Source organism: Pyxidicoccus fallax (assembly GCF_012933655.1).
Taxonomy (GTDB): Bacteria; Myxococcota; Myxococcia; order Myxococcales; family Myxococcaceae; genus Myxococcus; species Myxococcus fallax.
Map to the genome: position 1 here is coordinate 1 of NZ_JABBJJ010000311.1, position 15,000 is coordinate 15,000.

Annotated in this window: 14 protein-coding genes and 1 pseudogene; 4 read left to right on the forward strand and 11 right to left on the reverse strand. The window is 71.0% G+C overall.

Annotated features, from left to right (window positions below; all coding sequences use genetic code 11):
* Together HG543_RS41575 and HG543_RS41580 are read left to right on the forward strand one after the other, a co-directional pair.
* A pseudogene (locus HG543_RS41575) lies at positions 1-294 on the forward strand (zinc-dependent alcohol dehydrogenase); the annotation flags it as partial.
* 4 nt (positions 295-298) lie between these two features.
* Positions 299-1,378, forward strand: coding sequence for an MBL fold metallo-hydrolase (locus HG543_RS41580; RefSeq protein ID WP_169350487.1), 1,080 nt, complete (start codon positions 299-301; stop codon positions 1,376-1,378).
* Between the two features lie 22 nt (positions 1,379-1,400).
* Here HG543_RS41580 and HG543_RS41585 read toward each other — a convergent pair whose 3' ends face one another.
* From HG543_RS41585 to HG543_RS41605, 5 genes are all read right to left on the reverse strand, one after another.
* Positions 1,401-2,888 (reverse strand): ELWxxDGT repeat protein, encoded by a 1,488-nt coding sequence (locus HG543_RS41585; RefSeq protein ID WP_169350488.1) that lies wholly within the window; start codon positions 2,886-2,888, stop codon positions 1,401-1,403.
* Between the two features lie 278 nt (positions 2,889-3,166).
* A complete protein-coding gene (gene ruvA, locus HG543_RS41590; protein ID WP_169350489.1) occupies positions 3,167-3,775 on the reverse strand; it encodes a Holliday junction branch migration protein RuvA in 609 nt (202 codons plus the stop codon).
* Entirely contained in the window at positions 3,772-4,344 is a 573-nt protein-coding gene (gene ruvC / locus HG543_RS41595; RefSeq protein WP_169350490.1) for a crossover junction endodeoxyribonuclease RuvC, read from the reverse strand. The genes ruvA and ruvC overlap by 4 nt, the downstream gene beginning before the upstream one ends.
* Before the next feature lie 22 nt (positions 4,345-4,366).
* Complete coding sequence (locus HG543_RS41600) at positions 4,367-5,113, reverse strand: YebC/PmpR family DNA-binding transcriptional regulator (RefSeq protein ID WP_169350491.1); 747 nt, start codon at positions 5,111-5,113, stop codon at positions 4,367-4,369.
* A gap of 62 nt (positions 5,114-5,175) precedes the next feature.
* Positions 5,176-6,450, reverse strand: a complete 1,275-nt coding sequence (locus tag HG543_RS41605; RefSeq protein ID WP_169350492.1) for a response regulator — start codon at positions 6,448-6,450, stop codon at positions 5,176-5,178.
* A gap of 106 nt (positions 6,451-6,556) precedes the next feature.
* Between HG543_RS41605 and HG543_RS56600 the strand changes: the two genes are divergently transcribed.
* Positions 6,557-7,264: a hypothetical protein gene (locus HG543_RS56600; RefSeq protein ID WP_169350493.1), complete on the forward strand. Its 708-nt coding sequence runs from the start codon at positions 6,557-6,559 to the stop codon at positions 7,262-7,264.
* A gap of 1 nt (position 7,265) precedes the next feature.
* Here HG543_RS56600 and HG543_RS41615 read toward each other — a convergent pair whose 3' ends face one another.
* The 5 genes from HG543_RS41615 to HG543_RS41635 form a co-directional block, all read right to left on the reverse strand.
* A complete protein-coding gene (locus HG543_RS41615; RefSeq protein WP_169350494.1) occupies positions 7,266-8,639 on the reverse strand; it encodes a sigma-54-dependent transcriptional regulator in 1,374 nt (457 codons plus the stop codon).
* A 15-nt stretch (positions 8,640-8,654) separates the two neighbouring features.
* Entirely contained in the window at positions 8,655-8,891 is a 237-nt protein-coding gene (locus HG543_RS41620) for a hypothetical protein (RefSeq protein ID WP_169350495.1), read from the reverse strand.
* A gap of 1,177 nt (positions 8,892-10,068) precedes the next feature.
* Positions 10,069-11,256: an L-dopachrome tautomerase-related protein gene (locus HG543_RS41625; RefSeq protein ID WP_169350496.1), complete on the reverse strand. Its 1,188-nt coding sequence runs from the start codon at positions 11,254-11,256 to the stop codon at positions 10,069-10,071.
* Between the two features lie 319 nt (positions 11,257-11,575).
* The gene (mutM, locus tag HG543_RS41630) at positions 11,576-12,430 is read right to left on the reverse strand and encodes a DNA-formamidopyrimidine glycosylase (RefSeq protein WP_171818745.1); all 855 of its coding nucleotides are present in this window, start codon (positions 12,428-12,430) and stop codon (positions 11,576-11,578) included.
* A gap of 157 nt (positions 12,431-12,587) precedes the next feature.
* Positions 12,588-13,730: a serine hydrolase domain-containing protein gene (locus HG543_RS41635; RefSeq protein ID WP_246357673.1), complete on the reverse strand. Its 1,143-nt coding sequence runs from the start codon at positions 13,728-13,730 to the stop codon at positions 12,588-12,590.
* Positions 13,731-13,788: 58 nt separating this feature from the next.
* Here HG543_RS41635 and HG543_RS41640 point away from each other — a divergent pair, with 58 nt between their 5' ends.
* The gene (locus HG543_RS41640; protein ID WP_169350499.1) at positions 13,789-14,172 is read left to right on the forward strand and encodes a hypothetical protein; all 384 of its coding nucleotides are present in this window, start codon (positions 13,789-13,791) and stop codon (positions 14,170-14,172) included.
* Positions 14,173-14,187: 15 nt separating this feature from the next.
* On the opposite strand, the gene HG543_RS41645 is transcribed toward HG543_RS41640, so the two are convergent.
* On the reverse strand, positions 14,188-15,000 hold an 813-nt coding region (locus HG543_RS41645), incomplete at its 5' end, for a DODA-type extradiol aromatic ring-opening family dioxygenase (RefSeq protein WP_169350500.1).

Below are 15,000 nucleotides of genomic sequence, written 5' to 3' on the forward strand. Positions count from 1 at the left end.
GTGGTGCTGGTGGGGGCGGCGGGCATCCTGGAGCGGGTGGACTGGACGACGGTGTGGCGCAACGAGCTGACGCTGCTCGGCTCCTATGTCTACGGCCCGGAGAGCTTCCGGGGTGAGCGCCGGCACACCTTCGACCTGGTGCTGGAGCTGCTCGCCCGGAAGGAAGGCCCGGACTGTTCCGTTCTCGTCACGCACACCTTCCCCCTCTCTCGCTACCAGGAGGCGATTGAGGCGAATCTCGCGCGTGCGAAGTTCCAATCCGTCAAGACGGTCTTCGACCTGACCCGGTGGTGAATCCATGAGCTCGAGCCCTGCGTTTCGTCCCCTCCCCTCCCTGGCTGGCGCGCGCGCCGAGTCCGTGCCGGGGGTGAAGTTGCAGAAGCTGCGCCGCGCGGCGTTGGATGCACGCGAGGCCTTCGTCAGGGAAGGCCCGGTGGCGGCGGTGGCCACGTGCGACCTCGTCACCTTCCCGTACCCGGCGCAGTTCGCCTTCAGCGGCGCGGCGCTGTCCCCGGCGCCGTACGTGATGATGACCAACCGGATGCAGGTGGTGCAGTTCGTGGACCGCGAGGGCGAGCGGCGCACGCTGCTGTTCAACCCCTCCGACTACGAGAAGGGCGTGGCGGCGCCCTTCTACCGCGCGCTGCGCGAGCGCTACGGCGCGTTCGTCTCCGACAAGGTGATGTCCACGCGCCACGGCACGGTGCAGAGCCACCTGGCGTCGCTGGGGCTGACGCCCGCGGACGTGGACTACATCGCCTTCGACCACCTGCACATCCAGGACCTGCGCGGCTGGCTGGGCGGTGACGGCATGCAGGCGTACTTCCCCCGGGCGAAGCTGCTGGTGCAGCGCGCCGAGTGGGAGATGGTGAAGGACCTGCACCCCATGCAGACAGTGTGGTTCGTGCCGGGCGGGGCGGAGGTGCCGCGCGAGCGCGTGGTGCTGCTGGACGGGGACGTGTGGCTGGGCCAGGGCGCGGCCCTCCTCAGCACGCCGGGGCACACGCAGGGCAACATGTCGCTGGCGGTGGCCACCTCGCGCGAGGTCTTCGTGGTCAGCGAGAATGGCGTGGCCACCGAGTGCTACACGCCACTGCAGTCCGCCATCCCCGGCGTGCGCCGCCACGCGGAGCACATGGGCTGGGAGGTGGTGCTCAACGGCAACACGCGCGAGGACTCGCTGGACCAGTACTCGTCCATGGTGGTGGAGAAGCTGTTCGCCGGCACGTCCGCGGTGGAGGGCGCGTTCGTCAACTTCCACCCGTCCTCGCAGCTGACCACGCACGTGCTGGCGCCGGCCCTGTCGCCCACCATCGTCCTGCCGGCGCCCAACTTCGGCGACGTGCGCCCCACGCCCTCGGCCCGGCGCGCGGCGTAGCGCCGGCGCCGGTCCCCGAGGCTCAGCGCGTCCGCTCGCCGCAGGAGCGCGTCGGGCGGACCGGCACGGACCACAGCCGCTGGTCCGCCGTGCCCTCGTTGGCGATGAAGAAGACCTCCCAGCCCGAGCGCACGAAGTGGCTCGGGTTCGAGGACGCCGTCCCCGGCGCGATGTCCCGCAGCGGCTTCGTGTCCCAGAAGTGGCCACCACTGGACCACGGCTCGCGTCCGCTGGCGGGAGTGGCCGCGGAGAAGAACACCTGGCCGCTGTCGGCCGAGAGCTGCTCGGGGGCACCGCTGCCCTCGCCTGGGACCAGGTCCCTCACCATCCACGTGCCCCAGGGCGTTCCATCGCTGCGCCACAGCTCGCGGCCATGGCCCCCGTCATCCGCCGCGAAGTACAGCACGCCCTTCGTGGTCGCGAACTGGGGCGTACTCTCCAGCAGGGAGAACGCGCTCTTGGGCCCCGGGTTGATGTCGCGCACCAGCCGCGTGCCCCGCACCGTGCCGTCGCTGGTCCAGAGCTCGGCGCCATGGAGCGGGTCCCCCGGAGTGAACCCTTCTCCCCCCGCGACGAAGAACACCGAGTCTTCCATCGCCGTGAGGTAGGCCGCGGGCTCGCCCGGGAAGTGCCGCAGCCACGTCGCCGTTTCCGGCGTGCTCCGCGTCACCCACAGGTCCGCCTCGTCCGTGCCCGCGTCCGCCGTGAAGAAGAGCTGCCGACCCGCGGCCTCCAGCTCGAGGATGGTGCCGAAACCCATCGTGAAGAGCGGGAACGTCCGTCCCTGCTTGTCCACCCGCCAGAGCACCGGCGGCCGGTCCCAGCGAGAGGTCACCAGCGACAGACCGTCGTCCCACGCGGTCAGGTGCTCGATGTTCACCCAGTCTTCCCCGGGCGCGAAGTCACGCACCAGCACCGTGCCCCGCGCCGTGCCATTCGAGCGCCACAGCTCGCGGCCAAGCTCCCGGGTGATGGCCGTGAAGTAGAGCGTGTCGCCCACGACGGTGAGCTGCTCCGGCACCGAGCCGCCCCTTCCGGCGAAGATGTCCTTCACGAGCTCCGTGCGCTTCGCCGTGCCATCGGTGCGCCACAGCTCCGGCCCGTGCTCTCCGTCATCCGCGACGAAGTACACCCACCGGCCCAGCACCGTCAGAGAGCGCGGATGCGAGCCGCCGCTTCGCGGATTCACGTCCTTCACCAGGGCGGCCACGCCCGACTCCGTGGCGCTCCACAGCTCCTCGCCATGCTCCAGATCCGACGCCCGGAAGAACAGCCGCCCGTTGCCGTGCACCGGCGCCGGGAATGTCCCTCCCGTGTTCACCCGCCCCGGTGGAATCCCGAGCACCTGGGACGCGACGTCGTCGCAGACCTCCCACTCCCCGGCGACCAGCTCCTCCTCCTGGACGGCCCGCTCCTCCTCGCCCACCCCTCCCTCTGGTACAGGGCCACATCCGACCACCAACCCGGACAACACCGACACCAGCACCGGAACGCCACGCCAAGACTTCATGTGAGCAGCCCCTTGTCGCCGGCGGAGCACGGCTCTCCGCCGCTGGAGCTGGAAAGTGTCACTCATGTGGGAAGAGTCTACTTAGACGAAGGTGTGAAAACGCTCAGGCTGTCCGCCATACCGCGACGCCCGGCGGCCCGTGCCGACAGGCCGACACGGGCGCCGTCGGGCCCCGGACCGATTTGGAATCTCAGGAAAAGGGAGCCTGGGCGGGTTGCGCCGGCAACTCCAGGCCGAACATCACGACACCGCCCAGCCTGGACCCGGTCGATTGCCGATCAGCCACCCGAGCGCAGCGCCTTGAGGGCCTCGCGGAACAGCGCCTGGAACGAGGCCTCGGCGCCCAGCCGCTCGCCCGCGAGCTGCGCGGCCTTCTCCGCCTGGGGCTGCTTGTACCCCAGGTTGAGCAGCGCGGAGACGAGGTCGGACTGGGTGCCGCTCACCGGAGCGGGCGCCGTGCCGCGCGCCACCGCCTCCAGGTGGATGTTCTTCACCTTGTCCTTCAGCTCCAGCACGAGCCGCTCGGCGGTCTTCTTCCCCACGCCGTGAATCTTCGCGAGGCGCGCCACCTCGCCGCGGGACAGGGCCGCCACCAATTCCGGCGTCTCCATGCCGGACATCACGGTGAGGGCGAGCCGGGGGCCCACGCGCGACACCTCGTTGAGGAGCTGGAAGACCTGCTCCTCGCCGGGCGAGAGGAAGCCGAACAGCTCGAAGGCATCCTCACGCACCACGGTGCGGATGCGCACGTCCACCGGATGGCCCTCCGCCGGGAGCTTGCCCAGCGCCAGCCCGGAGAAGTTCACCCGGTAGCCCACGCCCGCCACGTCGATGGTGGCGTCCTCCGCGCCCTTCTCCAGCACCGTCCCACGCAACCGCGAAATCATCTCGCCTCCGGTCTGCGATACGCGGGCGTCAGCCGGTCCGCCAGCAGCGACGCCGCGCCCTTCTTGCGGCCCGAGGTGCCAGACGCAGGCGACGCCGCGCGGCCATGGTTGAGGTGGCACAGCGCCACCGCCAACGCGTCGCTCGCGTCCGCCCGCTCCAGCTGCGACGCCTCCAGCGACAGGAACGTGCGCACCATGCGCGCCACGGCGTCCTTGCCGTCCGCGCCGCCCGCGCCCACCGACTTCTTCACCTTGGCGGGCGCGTACTCGAACACCTCCAGCCCCGCCTGCGCCGCCGCCAGCAGCGCCACCCCGCGCGCGTGTCCCAGCACCAGGGCGCTCCGCGCGTTGCGGAAGGTGAACAGGCCCTCCACCGCCACGGCATCCGGGCGGTAGCGCGCCAGCGCGGCCTCCAGCGAGGCGTGCAAATCCTTCAGGCGGGCGGCCAGCGGCGCGGACTCGTCCACCTTGATGACGCCGTGGCCCACGTGCACCAGCCGGCCGCGCTTCTCCTCCACCACGCCAAAACCCATGAACCGGCTGCCAGGGTCCACGCCGAGCACGCGCATGTCGACACTCCCTCCCCGCCGCTCAGCGCGACAGGGCCTCCATCTCGGACTCGTCGATTTCGAAGTTCGCGTACACGTTCTGTACGTCGTCGTTGTCGTCGAGCGCATCCATCAGCTTCAGCATCTTCTGCGCATTCTCACCCTCCACGCGGACGGTGTTCTGCGGCAGGTACGTGTACTTCTGCTCGCCCAGCGACAGGCCCGGCTCCAGGCGCGTGGCCACGGTGTGCAGGTCCGCCGGGGCGGTGCGCACCTCGAAGCCCTCGTCGCCGTGGTTGATGACGTCCTCGGCGCCCGCGTCGATGGCGCGCTCCATCACCTGGTCCTCGGTGGGGCCGGGCTTGACGGTGATGGAGCCCTTCTTCTGGAACATCCAGGCCACCGCGCCCTCGGCGCCCAGGTTGCCGCCCCACTTGCCGAAGACGGAGCGCACGTCGGCCGCGGTGCGGTTGCGGTTGTCGGTGAGGCACTCCACGAGCATGGCGACGCCGCCGGGGCCGTAGCCCTCGTACGTCACCTCCTCGTAGCTCTCGCCCTCCAGCTCACCGGTGCCCTTCTTGATGGCGCGCTCGACGGTGTCCTTGGGGATGTTCGCCTCGCGCGCCGCGGCCAGCGCCACGCGCAGCCGGGCGTTGCCCGCGGGGTCTCCACCGCCCAGACGCGAGGCGACGGTGATTTCCTTGATGACCTTGGAGTACAGCTTGCCCTTGGTCGCGCCCATCGCTGCCTTCTGGCGCTTGATTTTCGACCAGCGATTATGACCGGACATGGGTGTGGGGCCTCGCCTCTTGGCGGGCCTTGTCGCGCACCCCGGGGCGCCGAGTCAAACCCTCAAATCCCCGCGTCGTCGGAGCGCGACGCCCCGTCCACGGTGTCCGGTCCACTCCCGGTACGCGAGGGCTTCTTCGGGAAGGTGAGGATGACGGGGGGCTGGGTGCCACCCACCAGCGTGAGCGGCTCGGCCGGGCCGTCCTCCTCCAGTTCCAGCGAGGCCTCGCAGCCGGCCCCGTCCTCGGCGGACACGGGGGCTTCGGGCACGGGCGGCAGCACCGGCTCGAAGAAGGCGGGCACCGTGGCGCCGCAGCGGGCGCGCTCGCGCTCCTCGACGAGACAGGCGGGCACCAGCACCCCCAACGCGAACAGCCGCGTGGAGGCCTCGTAGGCCACCGCCTCCGGGAAGGGGCACTCCAGCAGCATGGCGCGCAGCGTGCGGCGGCCGTCGAACAGGCGCACCACCTCGCCCACGTCCTCGGGCAACGTGGGCAACATCTCCGCCAGCCGCGAGAAGTCCACCGTCAGCCGCGAGGCCAGCGGCAGACCCCGGGCGCGCAGCGCGTCGAAGCGCTCCAGGCCCGGCAGCACCGTCTCGCACAGGTACGCGCGGTCCATGGTGAACGAGCCCTTGTGCAACTCCGGCCCGAGCACCACCGCGTACGCGCCGCTGCCGAAGCACAGCATCCGCCGGAAGGCGAGGTTGCCCCGCTCCCCGTGGAAGACGGCGTCCACCACCAGCCCGTGCCGGAAGGCGAACCAGCCCTCGCCCTCCGCGAGCACCACCCGGCCCGAGCGCACACCGGCCAGCAGCGCCCGCGCCACGTCCGTCAGCGGCAGCCGCCCGGTGTGTGACTCCACCGTGGTGTCACCCGTGCGCCGGCCCGTCTTCAGCCTCGCGAGCGCCACCACGTCCCGCACCGTTACCGGCTGCGGCAGGTAGTCATCCGCGCCCACGCTGCCCGCGAGGTCCCTGTGGAAGTCCTCCTGCCGCCGCGCCAGCAGCAGCACCGGCACCCGCGCCGTGCGAGCGTCCGCGCGCACCTGGCCGCAGAGGCTGAAGCCATCTCCGTCCGGCAGCTCCACCTCGGAGATGACCAGGTGCGGGGGCTCGCCGTCGGTGGCCAGCGCGTCCAGCGCCGCGTGGGCGCTGCCCACCATCAACACCTCGAAGCCCGCCTCCGCCAGCGCGCCCGCCAGCGTCGCCTGCGCGCCCGTGTCCGAGTCCACCAGCAGCACCCGCGCCCGCCGACGTGACGCGCGCCGCCGCGTCCCCGCCGTGGCGGAGGGGCTCGATTCAATGCGCGTGAAACGTTGTGAGAGCGCGGCAGCCATGGATTTCGTAATTTTGCAGGCAAGCCTGACAGATCATCCAGCTCTGTACAAGCCCCCGGAATCGTTGGGTTTCGGGCAGCGAGTCCCCGGGTTAGGGTGCGCGCCCATGACGCGCTTCTCCCCTTCCCGACTGCTCGTATCCGCGCTGCTGCTGGTGTCCTTCCAGACCTCCGCTGCCCAGGAACCCGCCACGGTGGACTCGGGGGAGCAACGCGTCATGGCCGTGGAGGCGACGGAGGAGGACCGGCTGGGCGCGGTGGTGGCGCCGGTGACGCTGCCGTCGGGCACCACGGCGCTCTACGGCTTCGTGGGCGCGCCGGAGCTGGGCGTGGGCTTCCGGCAGGGGTTCGGCGGCTTCGAGATGGAGGCGCGCGGGCGGCTGAACTGGTTCCAGCTGTCGGCGGTGCTGGAGTTGGGGGCACGGCTGCGGGTGCTGGAGCGCGGGCCGCTGACGCTGGCGCCGACGCTGGGGCTGGGCGTGGTGCTCAACTCGGGCGCCACGTACATGGACGAGCTCAACTTCTCCGGCGTGCTGGTGCGGGTGACGCCGGGGCTGGTGGCCGGCTACCGGGTGGCGGACACGGTGACGCTGCTGGGGCTGGTGGACCTGCCCGTGGACATCGGGTTGTCGGAGGACCAGGCGCGGCGCTTCCAGGCGCTCGGCGGGGGCGGCGTGGAGGTGTACCTGGGCTCCAACCTGTCGGTGCTGCTGGCGGGCCAGCTGGGGCTGGAGACGTTCCGCGAGCGCCCGGGCGCGGGCGAGACGCGGCTGGGCTGGTCCACGCGGCTGGGCCTGGGCGCGCGGCTGTTCTGACTCACGTCAGGCCGAAGCGCTCCAGCTTCTTGAGCAGGCCCTGGCGCGACAGCCCGAGCGCCTCGGCCGTGTGCGTGCGGTTGCCGCCGCAGCGCTTGAGCGCCTCCTCGATTTCGCGGCGCTCCAGCGCCTCCACCTTCTGCGCCAGGGTGGTGGCGCCGGGGGCGCTGGCGCGGGGGCGCTCGCTGCCGGTGAAGGACAGGTCTTCGGGTTGGATTTCACGGCGCTCTCCGGCAAGCACGGTGGCGCGCTGCATCTCGTGACGCAGCTCGCGCAGGTTGCCGGGCCAGGCGTGGGCGGCGAGCGCCTCGGCGGCGGCGTCCGACAGGAGGCGGGCGCGGCCATCCGGGCACAGGTGGGCGCACTGGTTGAGGAAGTGCTTCGCCAGCAGCGGCAGGTCCGACGCGCGCTCGCGCAGGGGCGGCAGGTGGACCTCCACGCCCTTCACGCGCCAGTAGAGGTCCTCGCGGAAGGCGCCCTCCTGCATCATCCGTCCGAGGTCGCGGTGGGTGGCGGAGATGAGCCGCACGTCCACCTTCACCGGCAGGTCCGCGCCCACCGGGAGGATGTCGCCCGTCTCCAGGGCGCGCAGCACCTTCACCTGGAGGGACGGCGTCATGTCGCCGAGTTCGTCGAGGAAGAGCGTGCCGCCGTCGGCCTCGGCGAAGAGGCCGCGGTGGTCCTTCGTCGCGCCGGTGAAGCTGCCCTTCACGTGACCGAAGAGGGCGCTCTCCAGCAGCGACTCCGGCAGGGCGCCGCAGTTGATGGGGACGAAGGGTCCGGCGTGGCGGCGGCTCTTGAGGTGGACGGTGCGCGCGAGCAGCTCCTTGCCGGTGCCGTTCTCCCCGGTGACGAGCACGGGCAGGTCGCTGGCCGCGACGCGCTCGGCGAGGGAGACGGAGGCGAGGAACGGGGCGCTCTGCCCCACCAGGGCGGTGTCTCCGGCCGCGCGTGTCAGCGACGTGCGCAGGGACTCCACCTGGCGCTCCAGCGTCACGCGGGCCAGGGCGCGCTGGACGACGACGAGCAACACGTCCGGGTCCACCGGCTTGGTGAGGAAGTCGTACGCGCCCAGGCGCACCGCCTCCAGGGTGTGGCGCGTGTCGCCGGCTCCGGAGACGACGATGACCTTGGTGCCGGGCCGGGCGCTCAGCAGCGCGGCGAGGCCCTCCAGGCCCGCGGACACGCTGCCGTCCGGCGGCAGCATCAGGTCCAACAGGACGAGCGGGAAGGGGCGGGCCTCGAAGGCGGCGCGGGCGGACGGGCGGTCCGCGGCCTCGACGACCTCATAGCCCGACTCGCGCAGCAGGCCGCCGTACACCTTGCGGAAGGCGGCATCGTCGTCCACGAGCAGCAGCGCATGCGGTGCGGGCATGGAGGGTCTCCGGGCTCAGTCCGGCAGCGGGGCCTGTCGCGGGGTGCCCATCAGCTCCAGGGTGCGCAGGGCGACGCGGATGAGCGTCTGGGCGCAGGGCTCGCAGCCACCGCCGCAGCAGCGGGGCCAGCGCCCCTCGGGGTTGCGTAGGAGCGGGCGCACGGTGGATTGGTAGTAGCTGGGAAAGCCCAGCTCCTCGCTGGCGCGGGCCAGCGCGGCGTCGAGAGGAAGAGGCTCGATGACGTCGGACACGGCCGAGTCATAACAGCGGATGGGCTCGCCGCCCACCCGGGTCCGCGCGCTCCGGGGGACGTTCTTATGGGGGCACGCAGGACCTTCGGGGTCTGGCGACCTGTCAGGTGGGTACCGGTTGGGACCTGACGTTCAATGGCCAAGGCGGGTACTCGCCGACAGGACGACGGCAGCCCGGCGACGAGACGACAGGGATGGCGTGGGACTCACGCCTCCGCGAGCCGCAAGACCCGATTCCGCCACGCGAGGCCACGCGAAGCAGCGACAGGAACATGGGATTCATTCAAGACACGGCAGGGAATCGCACAGGGGACGGAACGGCGGTCCCTTCGCCGTCACGGTCACCGCGACGCCCCTGCCATCGCCCCTGTGTACCTCCATCGCGGAGCCGGAATGCCGCCATCGGTGATCAGGCGGCGAGTTCGCCGCTCGCGGGCCGATGCGGTCCTGACAGGCCCATGCGGAATGGCGATTCCGTTCCGGACGGGGGCGGCTCGGGGCTGGAGGGCTTCCGCGGAATGGAGCTTCCGTTCCAGGGGGCGGCTCGGGGCCGGAGGGCTTCTGCGGAATGGAGCTTCCGTTCCGGGGAGGCAGTTCGGAGCCGGAGGGCTTCCTCGGAATGGAGCTTCCGTTCCGGGGGCGGCTCGGGGCCGGAGGGTCTCCGCGGAATGGAGCTTCCGTTCCGGGGGCCGGCTCGAAGCCAGAGGGCTTCCGCGGAATGGAGCCTCCACTCCAGGGGCAGCTCGTGGCCGGAGGGCCTCCGCGGAATGGAGCCTCCGTTCCGGGGGCCGGCCCGAGCCGGCACGCTTGAGTGGAATGGAGCTTCCGTTCCGGAGGGCGGCCCGAACCGGCAGGCTTCAGCGGAATGCAGATGCCATTCCGGACGGAGCGGCTCGGGGCCGGAAGGCTTCCGCGGAATGGAGCTTCCGTTCCGGACAGGGTCTGGAGCTGGCGGGTCGCTGTGGCTCGCGGCAGGACTCATCCGCGTCCTGGAGCAGCCCGCCTTCGATGTGTGAGACCCGAGTCCGCAACGCACGGCACGAGGCCGTGCGAAGCAGCGGCGCAGACCTGCGGCTCCCCCCTCTCGCGAGGGGGGATGGCTGCGAGGCACCATGACCACCGGCTGGTTCAACGGCGGGCGTGAGCCTCGGCCCCGGGCCGAGGCGTTGCGCTCGACTCAGCGACGCGCGGCGCGAGGCTGCGCGAAGCGGAAGACGTAGTACGGGGGCTTGGACTCGTTCTCGCCCGCGTTGAGGTTGGCCGAGCGGTGCAGCCGGTTGACGGTGACGTACACCTTGCCGTCGCCACCGATGGCCAGCCCGTCCGGCCAGCTCAGGCGCTCGTCCTGGACGATGCGGCGGTACTTGCCGTCCTTGCTGGTGACGCCGATGGCGTTGGCCGTCACGTCGGTGATGAACACGTTGCCGTCATTGCCCACGATGATGCCGTCGCTGACGGGCTTGTCGCCGTAGCGCTCGACGCGCGAGCCGAGCTGCTCGGGGGTGAGCTTCGCGTCGAGCAGGTCCTTGGTGCGCACGCGGTACACGGACGTGCCGTGCATGGCGCCGTAGTAGACCCACTGCATGTTGGGGTCGATGGCGATGGGGTTGATGCCGAGCCGGGGCTCGGTGACGGAGCCATCGGGGTTCTTCCGGCGCACGGGCTTGCCGTCGACGACCATGGGCACGTCCTCGGGGCTCACGCTGGCGTGGTTCTCCAGCACGCGGCGGGCCTGGCCGGTCTTGATGTCCACCACGACGATGGCGGGCGTCTTGCCGCCGCCCACGTCCGCGATGAAGAGGGCGTCGTGCACCGTGTCCACCGCGAGGTCGTTGTGGAACGACGTGGGCGCCGTCACCGGCGGCGGCAGCGGAATGACCTTGAAGAGCTTGTTCTTCCGAGTGTCCCAGCCGACAACCTTGGGAACCTTCCCGCCGTGGTCCAGCATCCACACCACGCCGCGCGAGTCGGCGCGGATGCCGAGCACCTTGTTCGTTCCCACCGCGTCCGGCTCGTCCTTCTCCGGGGCGCGGGCCCACTGCTCGTTGGGGAACGGCGCGAGCGAGCCGTCCGGCTTCACCTCCACCACGCGCAGCGTGGGCGAGTAGAACGGGTGCATGCTGAGGATGACGCGGCGGCCGGCGACGGCGATGTTGCCGGGGCCCTCCTTCAGCTCGGCCACCTGCTCGAGTTCGACCTCGTTCTTCTGGGGGGCGGGCTTCGCCTCGGTATTGGCCGGCTGCTGCGCGGGAGGTGCCTGCTTCGGAGCGGCGGGTTGCGAGGCAGGAGCCTGCTGCTGAGCGGTGGCCGTGGCCCCGCTGAGGGCAACGAAAGCGAACGATGCAAGGAACAGCGAGCGAATCATGACGCCATCTCCTCGCCCGCGAGTCATGCGGCGGGCACGAGCCCGAGGACTAACACCAGCCGCGCATCGTCTCCACGAGAACGTGCGGCGCTTCACACGGGGTCTACGAGCAGAGAGGACCGCGCGAGTCGCCGGAGCGCTCATGGGCTGATGCGTGGCGCACCGTCGCGCTCTCACGACGGAAAGGACCGAGCGGGAGTCGCCGGAACGCCCTCCTGGGCTGGAGCGTGGCACATCGTCGCGTTCCCACAACGGAGGGGGCCGTGCGGGAGCCCCGCCGGAGCGCCCCATCCCGGTACGAGGCGCCCTCGTCGCAACTTCAGAGCAGCGAGGACTGCGCGGGAGCCTCCGGAGCGCCCTGCTCGGGCTGACACGTGCCGCACCAGTGCGTGTTGCGCCCGCCGATGCGCAGATGTGACACGGGCGTGGCGCAGCGAGGGCACGGAGCGCCGGTGCGGCCGAAGACGTTCCGCCGGTGCTTCGCCTGCCCCTGCACGCCGAACAGATCCCGCTGCGACCCGCGCAGGCTCAGCCCCTCTTCGAGCACCACGCGGATGCCCCGGTGCAGCCGCGCCACCTCCTCGGCGGTGAGCGAGGACGCGAGCCGGCGCGGGTCGAGCCCCGCCTGCCACAGGCTCTCGTCCGCGTCCCGGTTGCCGAGCCCCGCCAGGACGCGCTGGTTGAGCAGCACCGTCTTGAGCGGACTCTTCCGGCGCCGGAGCTGCCGCGCGAGCACCTCGGGCGTGAAGCCCTCGTCGAGCGCCTCGGGCCCCAGTTCCTCCAGCTTCAAGCGCGCGGACAGCTCGGAGGTGCGGCCCACCGCCACGCGCGCGTAGCCCAGCGTGTCCGTGAGCTGGAGTTCCTCGTCGCCCTCCAGCGCGAAGACCACGAGCGTCGCGGGAGGCCGCTCGGAGCCGCGAGGCACGAGCTTCAGGTCCCCCCAGAGCATGAAGTGGATGGCGAGCGTCATCCCATCATCGAGCGGCAACAGGATGAACTTGGCCCGCCGGTACGCGGCGGTGACGCGGCGTCCCTTCAGCTCCTCGATGAAATCGGGCGGCGAGGGAAACCGCACGGCGGCGGGTGCGAGCACCTCGGCCTCCAGGATGCGCCGTCCCACGACGGCCTGCCTGATGTCTCGGACGATGATTTCCACTTCGGGGACTTCGGCCACGCGGTCACCTCCTCCGCACATACACTGCTGCGTAGGTCGGATTTCGCGCTACTCATGAGGTTGCGTCACCGGAGGCCCGGTTGCTCCACGGGCAGGAATCCTCCTCGTGGATGCGAACGCTCCTCTCCTTCCCTGCTCGGCGGATTGGCACCTCGGCTCAATGCGCGTTGGGCATCGTCTCGAAGGGCCAGACGGGATTCTTCGCCGGCGCGTCGAGCCACAGGTCGGCGATGGACTGCGCGATGCGCCAGGGTTCGCCGCCCGCGCGGTTCGTCAGCACGATGACCGTGAGGCGCTGGTCCGGGTACTTCACGATGGCGTTGGTGAAGCCACACGTCTCGCCATGGTGCGAGAGACGGCGGCGTCCGCCGTCCTCGTCGATGAACCACCCGAAGCCATAACGAGCGGTCGTCCCATCCGGGAGCGTCGCCGGAGTCCACGCGAGCGCCTGCGTCTCCGCGCGGACGAGCGCATGGGTGTCCAGGGCCCGGTCCCACGCGGCCAGGTCCGCCACGGAGGCGTAGATGCCGCCGTCGCCCAGCACGGCGCTGGTGGGGCTCTGGTCCCTGGGGATGAAGCCGCTCGCATCGCGCGCATACCCATACGCGCGGCGCGCCACCGTCGAGACACCCTCCTCGTGGGCCACCGTCGAGTCCATCCCGGCCGGGACGAAGACGCGCTCGCGCAGGAAGCGGGCGAAAGGCCTGCCCCCCACCTGCTCCACGATGAGCGAGAGCACCGCGTAGGCGGAGTTGCTGTAGCGCACCGCCGTCCCGGGCGGGAAGTACGTGCGGTCCGCGCGCGAGAGGAGCTGCAGGACGTCGCGGTCCTTCACCTGCACGGGGTGGGTCGCCGGGACGAATTCCTCGTAGTCCCAGATGCCGGACGTGTGCTGGAGCAGGTGGCGGATGCGGACCTCGCGCAGGGCCGCGGGGAACCCGGGGAGCACGTCCACCACGCGGTCCTCGAGCCGGAGCCGGCCCTCTTCCACCAGCAGCAGGACGGCCATGGCGGTGAACTGCTTGCTGAGCGAGGCGAGCCGGAAGTTGCTCTCGGGCGTGGCGGACGCCTGCTCCTCCACATGGGCGAGGCCGTACGCCCGACTGAGCACGACCTTCCCGTCCCGAATCACGGTGACGCTGGCGCCGGGAACTCCCGGGCGGGCGTAGTCGGCGAGGAGCGCGTCCACGGCGGCCGAGGGCTCGGAAGGAGGCGTCCGGGAGTTCGGCCGGGCTCCGGCACACCCGACGAGCAAGGCACAGCCGGCGACGAGGGCAACGGCAAGCGAGGGGGCGGTCATGGCTCCAGGCTCCATGGGGTGATTATGCAGAGATGGAGCGCCGCAAAGGAGCGCGGAGATGAAGCTTCCAGCCTGTGACCGCATCACGCTCGTGGAGGTGCTCCAGCGGACCGCGCCGTTCGACACGTTCCTGTCGGTCATCCGGGCCGCGGTGCGGCGGCTGGAAATCGAAGGCGTGAGCGGGCTGGTCGGCGTGCGGTTCTACGCCCGACCCGACGACTCCGAGGTTGGCGCCGTCATCACCTTCGCCGACAGCAGCCAGGTCATGGACCACATCCACATGATTTCCGGCTGGCCGGAGTTCCAGGCGCTGCTCGGCGTCGTGAAGCCCCTGGAGGTCCGGGTCCACGGAAGGCTCGGTGCGGAGGCCCAGGCCTGGGTGCGGTCGATGAACGTCGAGCTGAAGACCTTCGAGGACTGCGTGGCGGGCTTCATGCGCTGAGCCCCGACGCACACCTCACGCGCCGAGCGTTCCGAACTGGTACGAGGAGGAGCGCAGGTTCCAGCCCTTCATCGTCTCGGTGAAGTAGATGCGGCCGACCTCCTCCTCCGCCGCGCCGGAGGCCACCATCAGGGGCAGCAGGTGGTCCTCCCGGGGATGGGCGGCGCGCGCCGCCGGTGCTTCGATCCAGCGGATGAGCTTCCTGGCGCGCGAAGCCGGGTCGGCGTCCGTCACCGCCTCGGTGAGCCAGCGGTCGAAGACCTCGGAGGCGCCGGTGCGGTCCGGGATGTTGCGCAGGTTGTGATAGCTCAGCCCGCTGCCCACGATGAGGACGCCCTCTTTGCGCAGTGGCGCGAGCGCGCGTCCGATGGCCAGGTGCTCCTCCGGGTCGAGGTTGTTCTTGAGCGACAGTTGGACGACGGGGATGTCCGCCTCGGGATAGACGAGGAGGAAGGGCACGAAGACACCGTGGTCGTAGCCGCGCTCCGCGTCCTCGCGCACGGGGAAGCCGTGGGTGCCCAGCAGGGACTTCACCCGCGCGGCCAGCTCGGGTGAGCCGGGCGCCGGATAGCTCAGCCGGTAGGTGTGCTCGGGGAAGCCGTAGTAGTCGAACAGCATCGGCGGCCGGGGATTCGTCTGCACCGTGACGACGTCCTCCTCCCAGTGGCCGGAGATGACCAGCACCGCCCGAGGGCGCGCGCCGATGGACCCGGCGAGCCCGCGCAGCGCCGCCGCCAGGTTGTCGAACGGGTTCACCGGCCCCCAGTCCATCCAGAAGCAGGGACCGCCTCCGTGCGAGAGGAAGAAGGTGGGGAGGGTCTGGGTGCT

Coding starts and splice junctions, on each gene's coding strand:
- HG543_RS41640 (WP_169350499.1), top strand. CDS start 13,789: ATGAAGCTTCCAGCCTGTGACCGCATCACGCTCGTGGAGGTGCTCCAG.
- HG543_RS41605 (WP_169350492.1), bottom strand. CDS start 6,450: ATGGCTGCCGCGCTCTCACAACGTTTCACGCGCATTGAATCGAGCCCC.
- ruvC (WP_169350490.1), bottom strand. CDS start 4,344: ATGCGCGTGCTCGGCGTGGACCCTGGCAGCCGGTTCATGGGTTTTGGC.
- HG543_RS41600 (WP_169350491.1), bottom strand. CDS start 5,113: ATGTCCGGTCATAATCGCTGGTCGAAAATCAAGCGCCAGAAGGCAGCG.
- HG543_RS56600 (WP_169350493.1), top strand. CDS start 6,557: ATGACGCGCTTCTCCCCTTCCCGACTGCTCGTATCCGCGCTGCTGCTG.
- ruvA (WP_169350489.1), bottom strand. CDS start 3,775: ATGATTTCGCGGTTGCGTGGGACGGTGCTGGAGAAGGGCGCGGAGGAC.
- HG543_RS41625 (WP_169350496.1), bottom strand. CDS start 11,256: ATGATTCGCTCGCTGTTCCTTGCATCGTTCGCTTTCGTTGCCCTCAGC.
- HG543_RS41635 (WP_246357673.1), bottom strand. CDS start 13,730: ATGACCGCCCCCTCGCTTGCCGTTGCCCTCGTCGCCGGCTGTGCCTTG.
- HG543_RS41615 (WP_169350494.1), bottom strand. CDS start 8,639: ATGCCCGCACCGCATGCGCTGCTGCTCGTGGACGACGATGCCGCCTTC.
- HG543_RS41580 (WP_169350487.1), top strand. CDS start 299: ATGAGCTCGAGCCCTGCGTTTCGTCCCCTCCCCTCCCTGGCTGGCGCG.
- HG543_RS41585 (WP_169350488.1), bottom strand. CDS start 2,888: ATGAAGTCTTGGCGTGGCGTTCCGGTGCTGGTGTCGGTGTTGTCCGGG.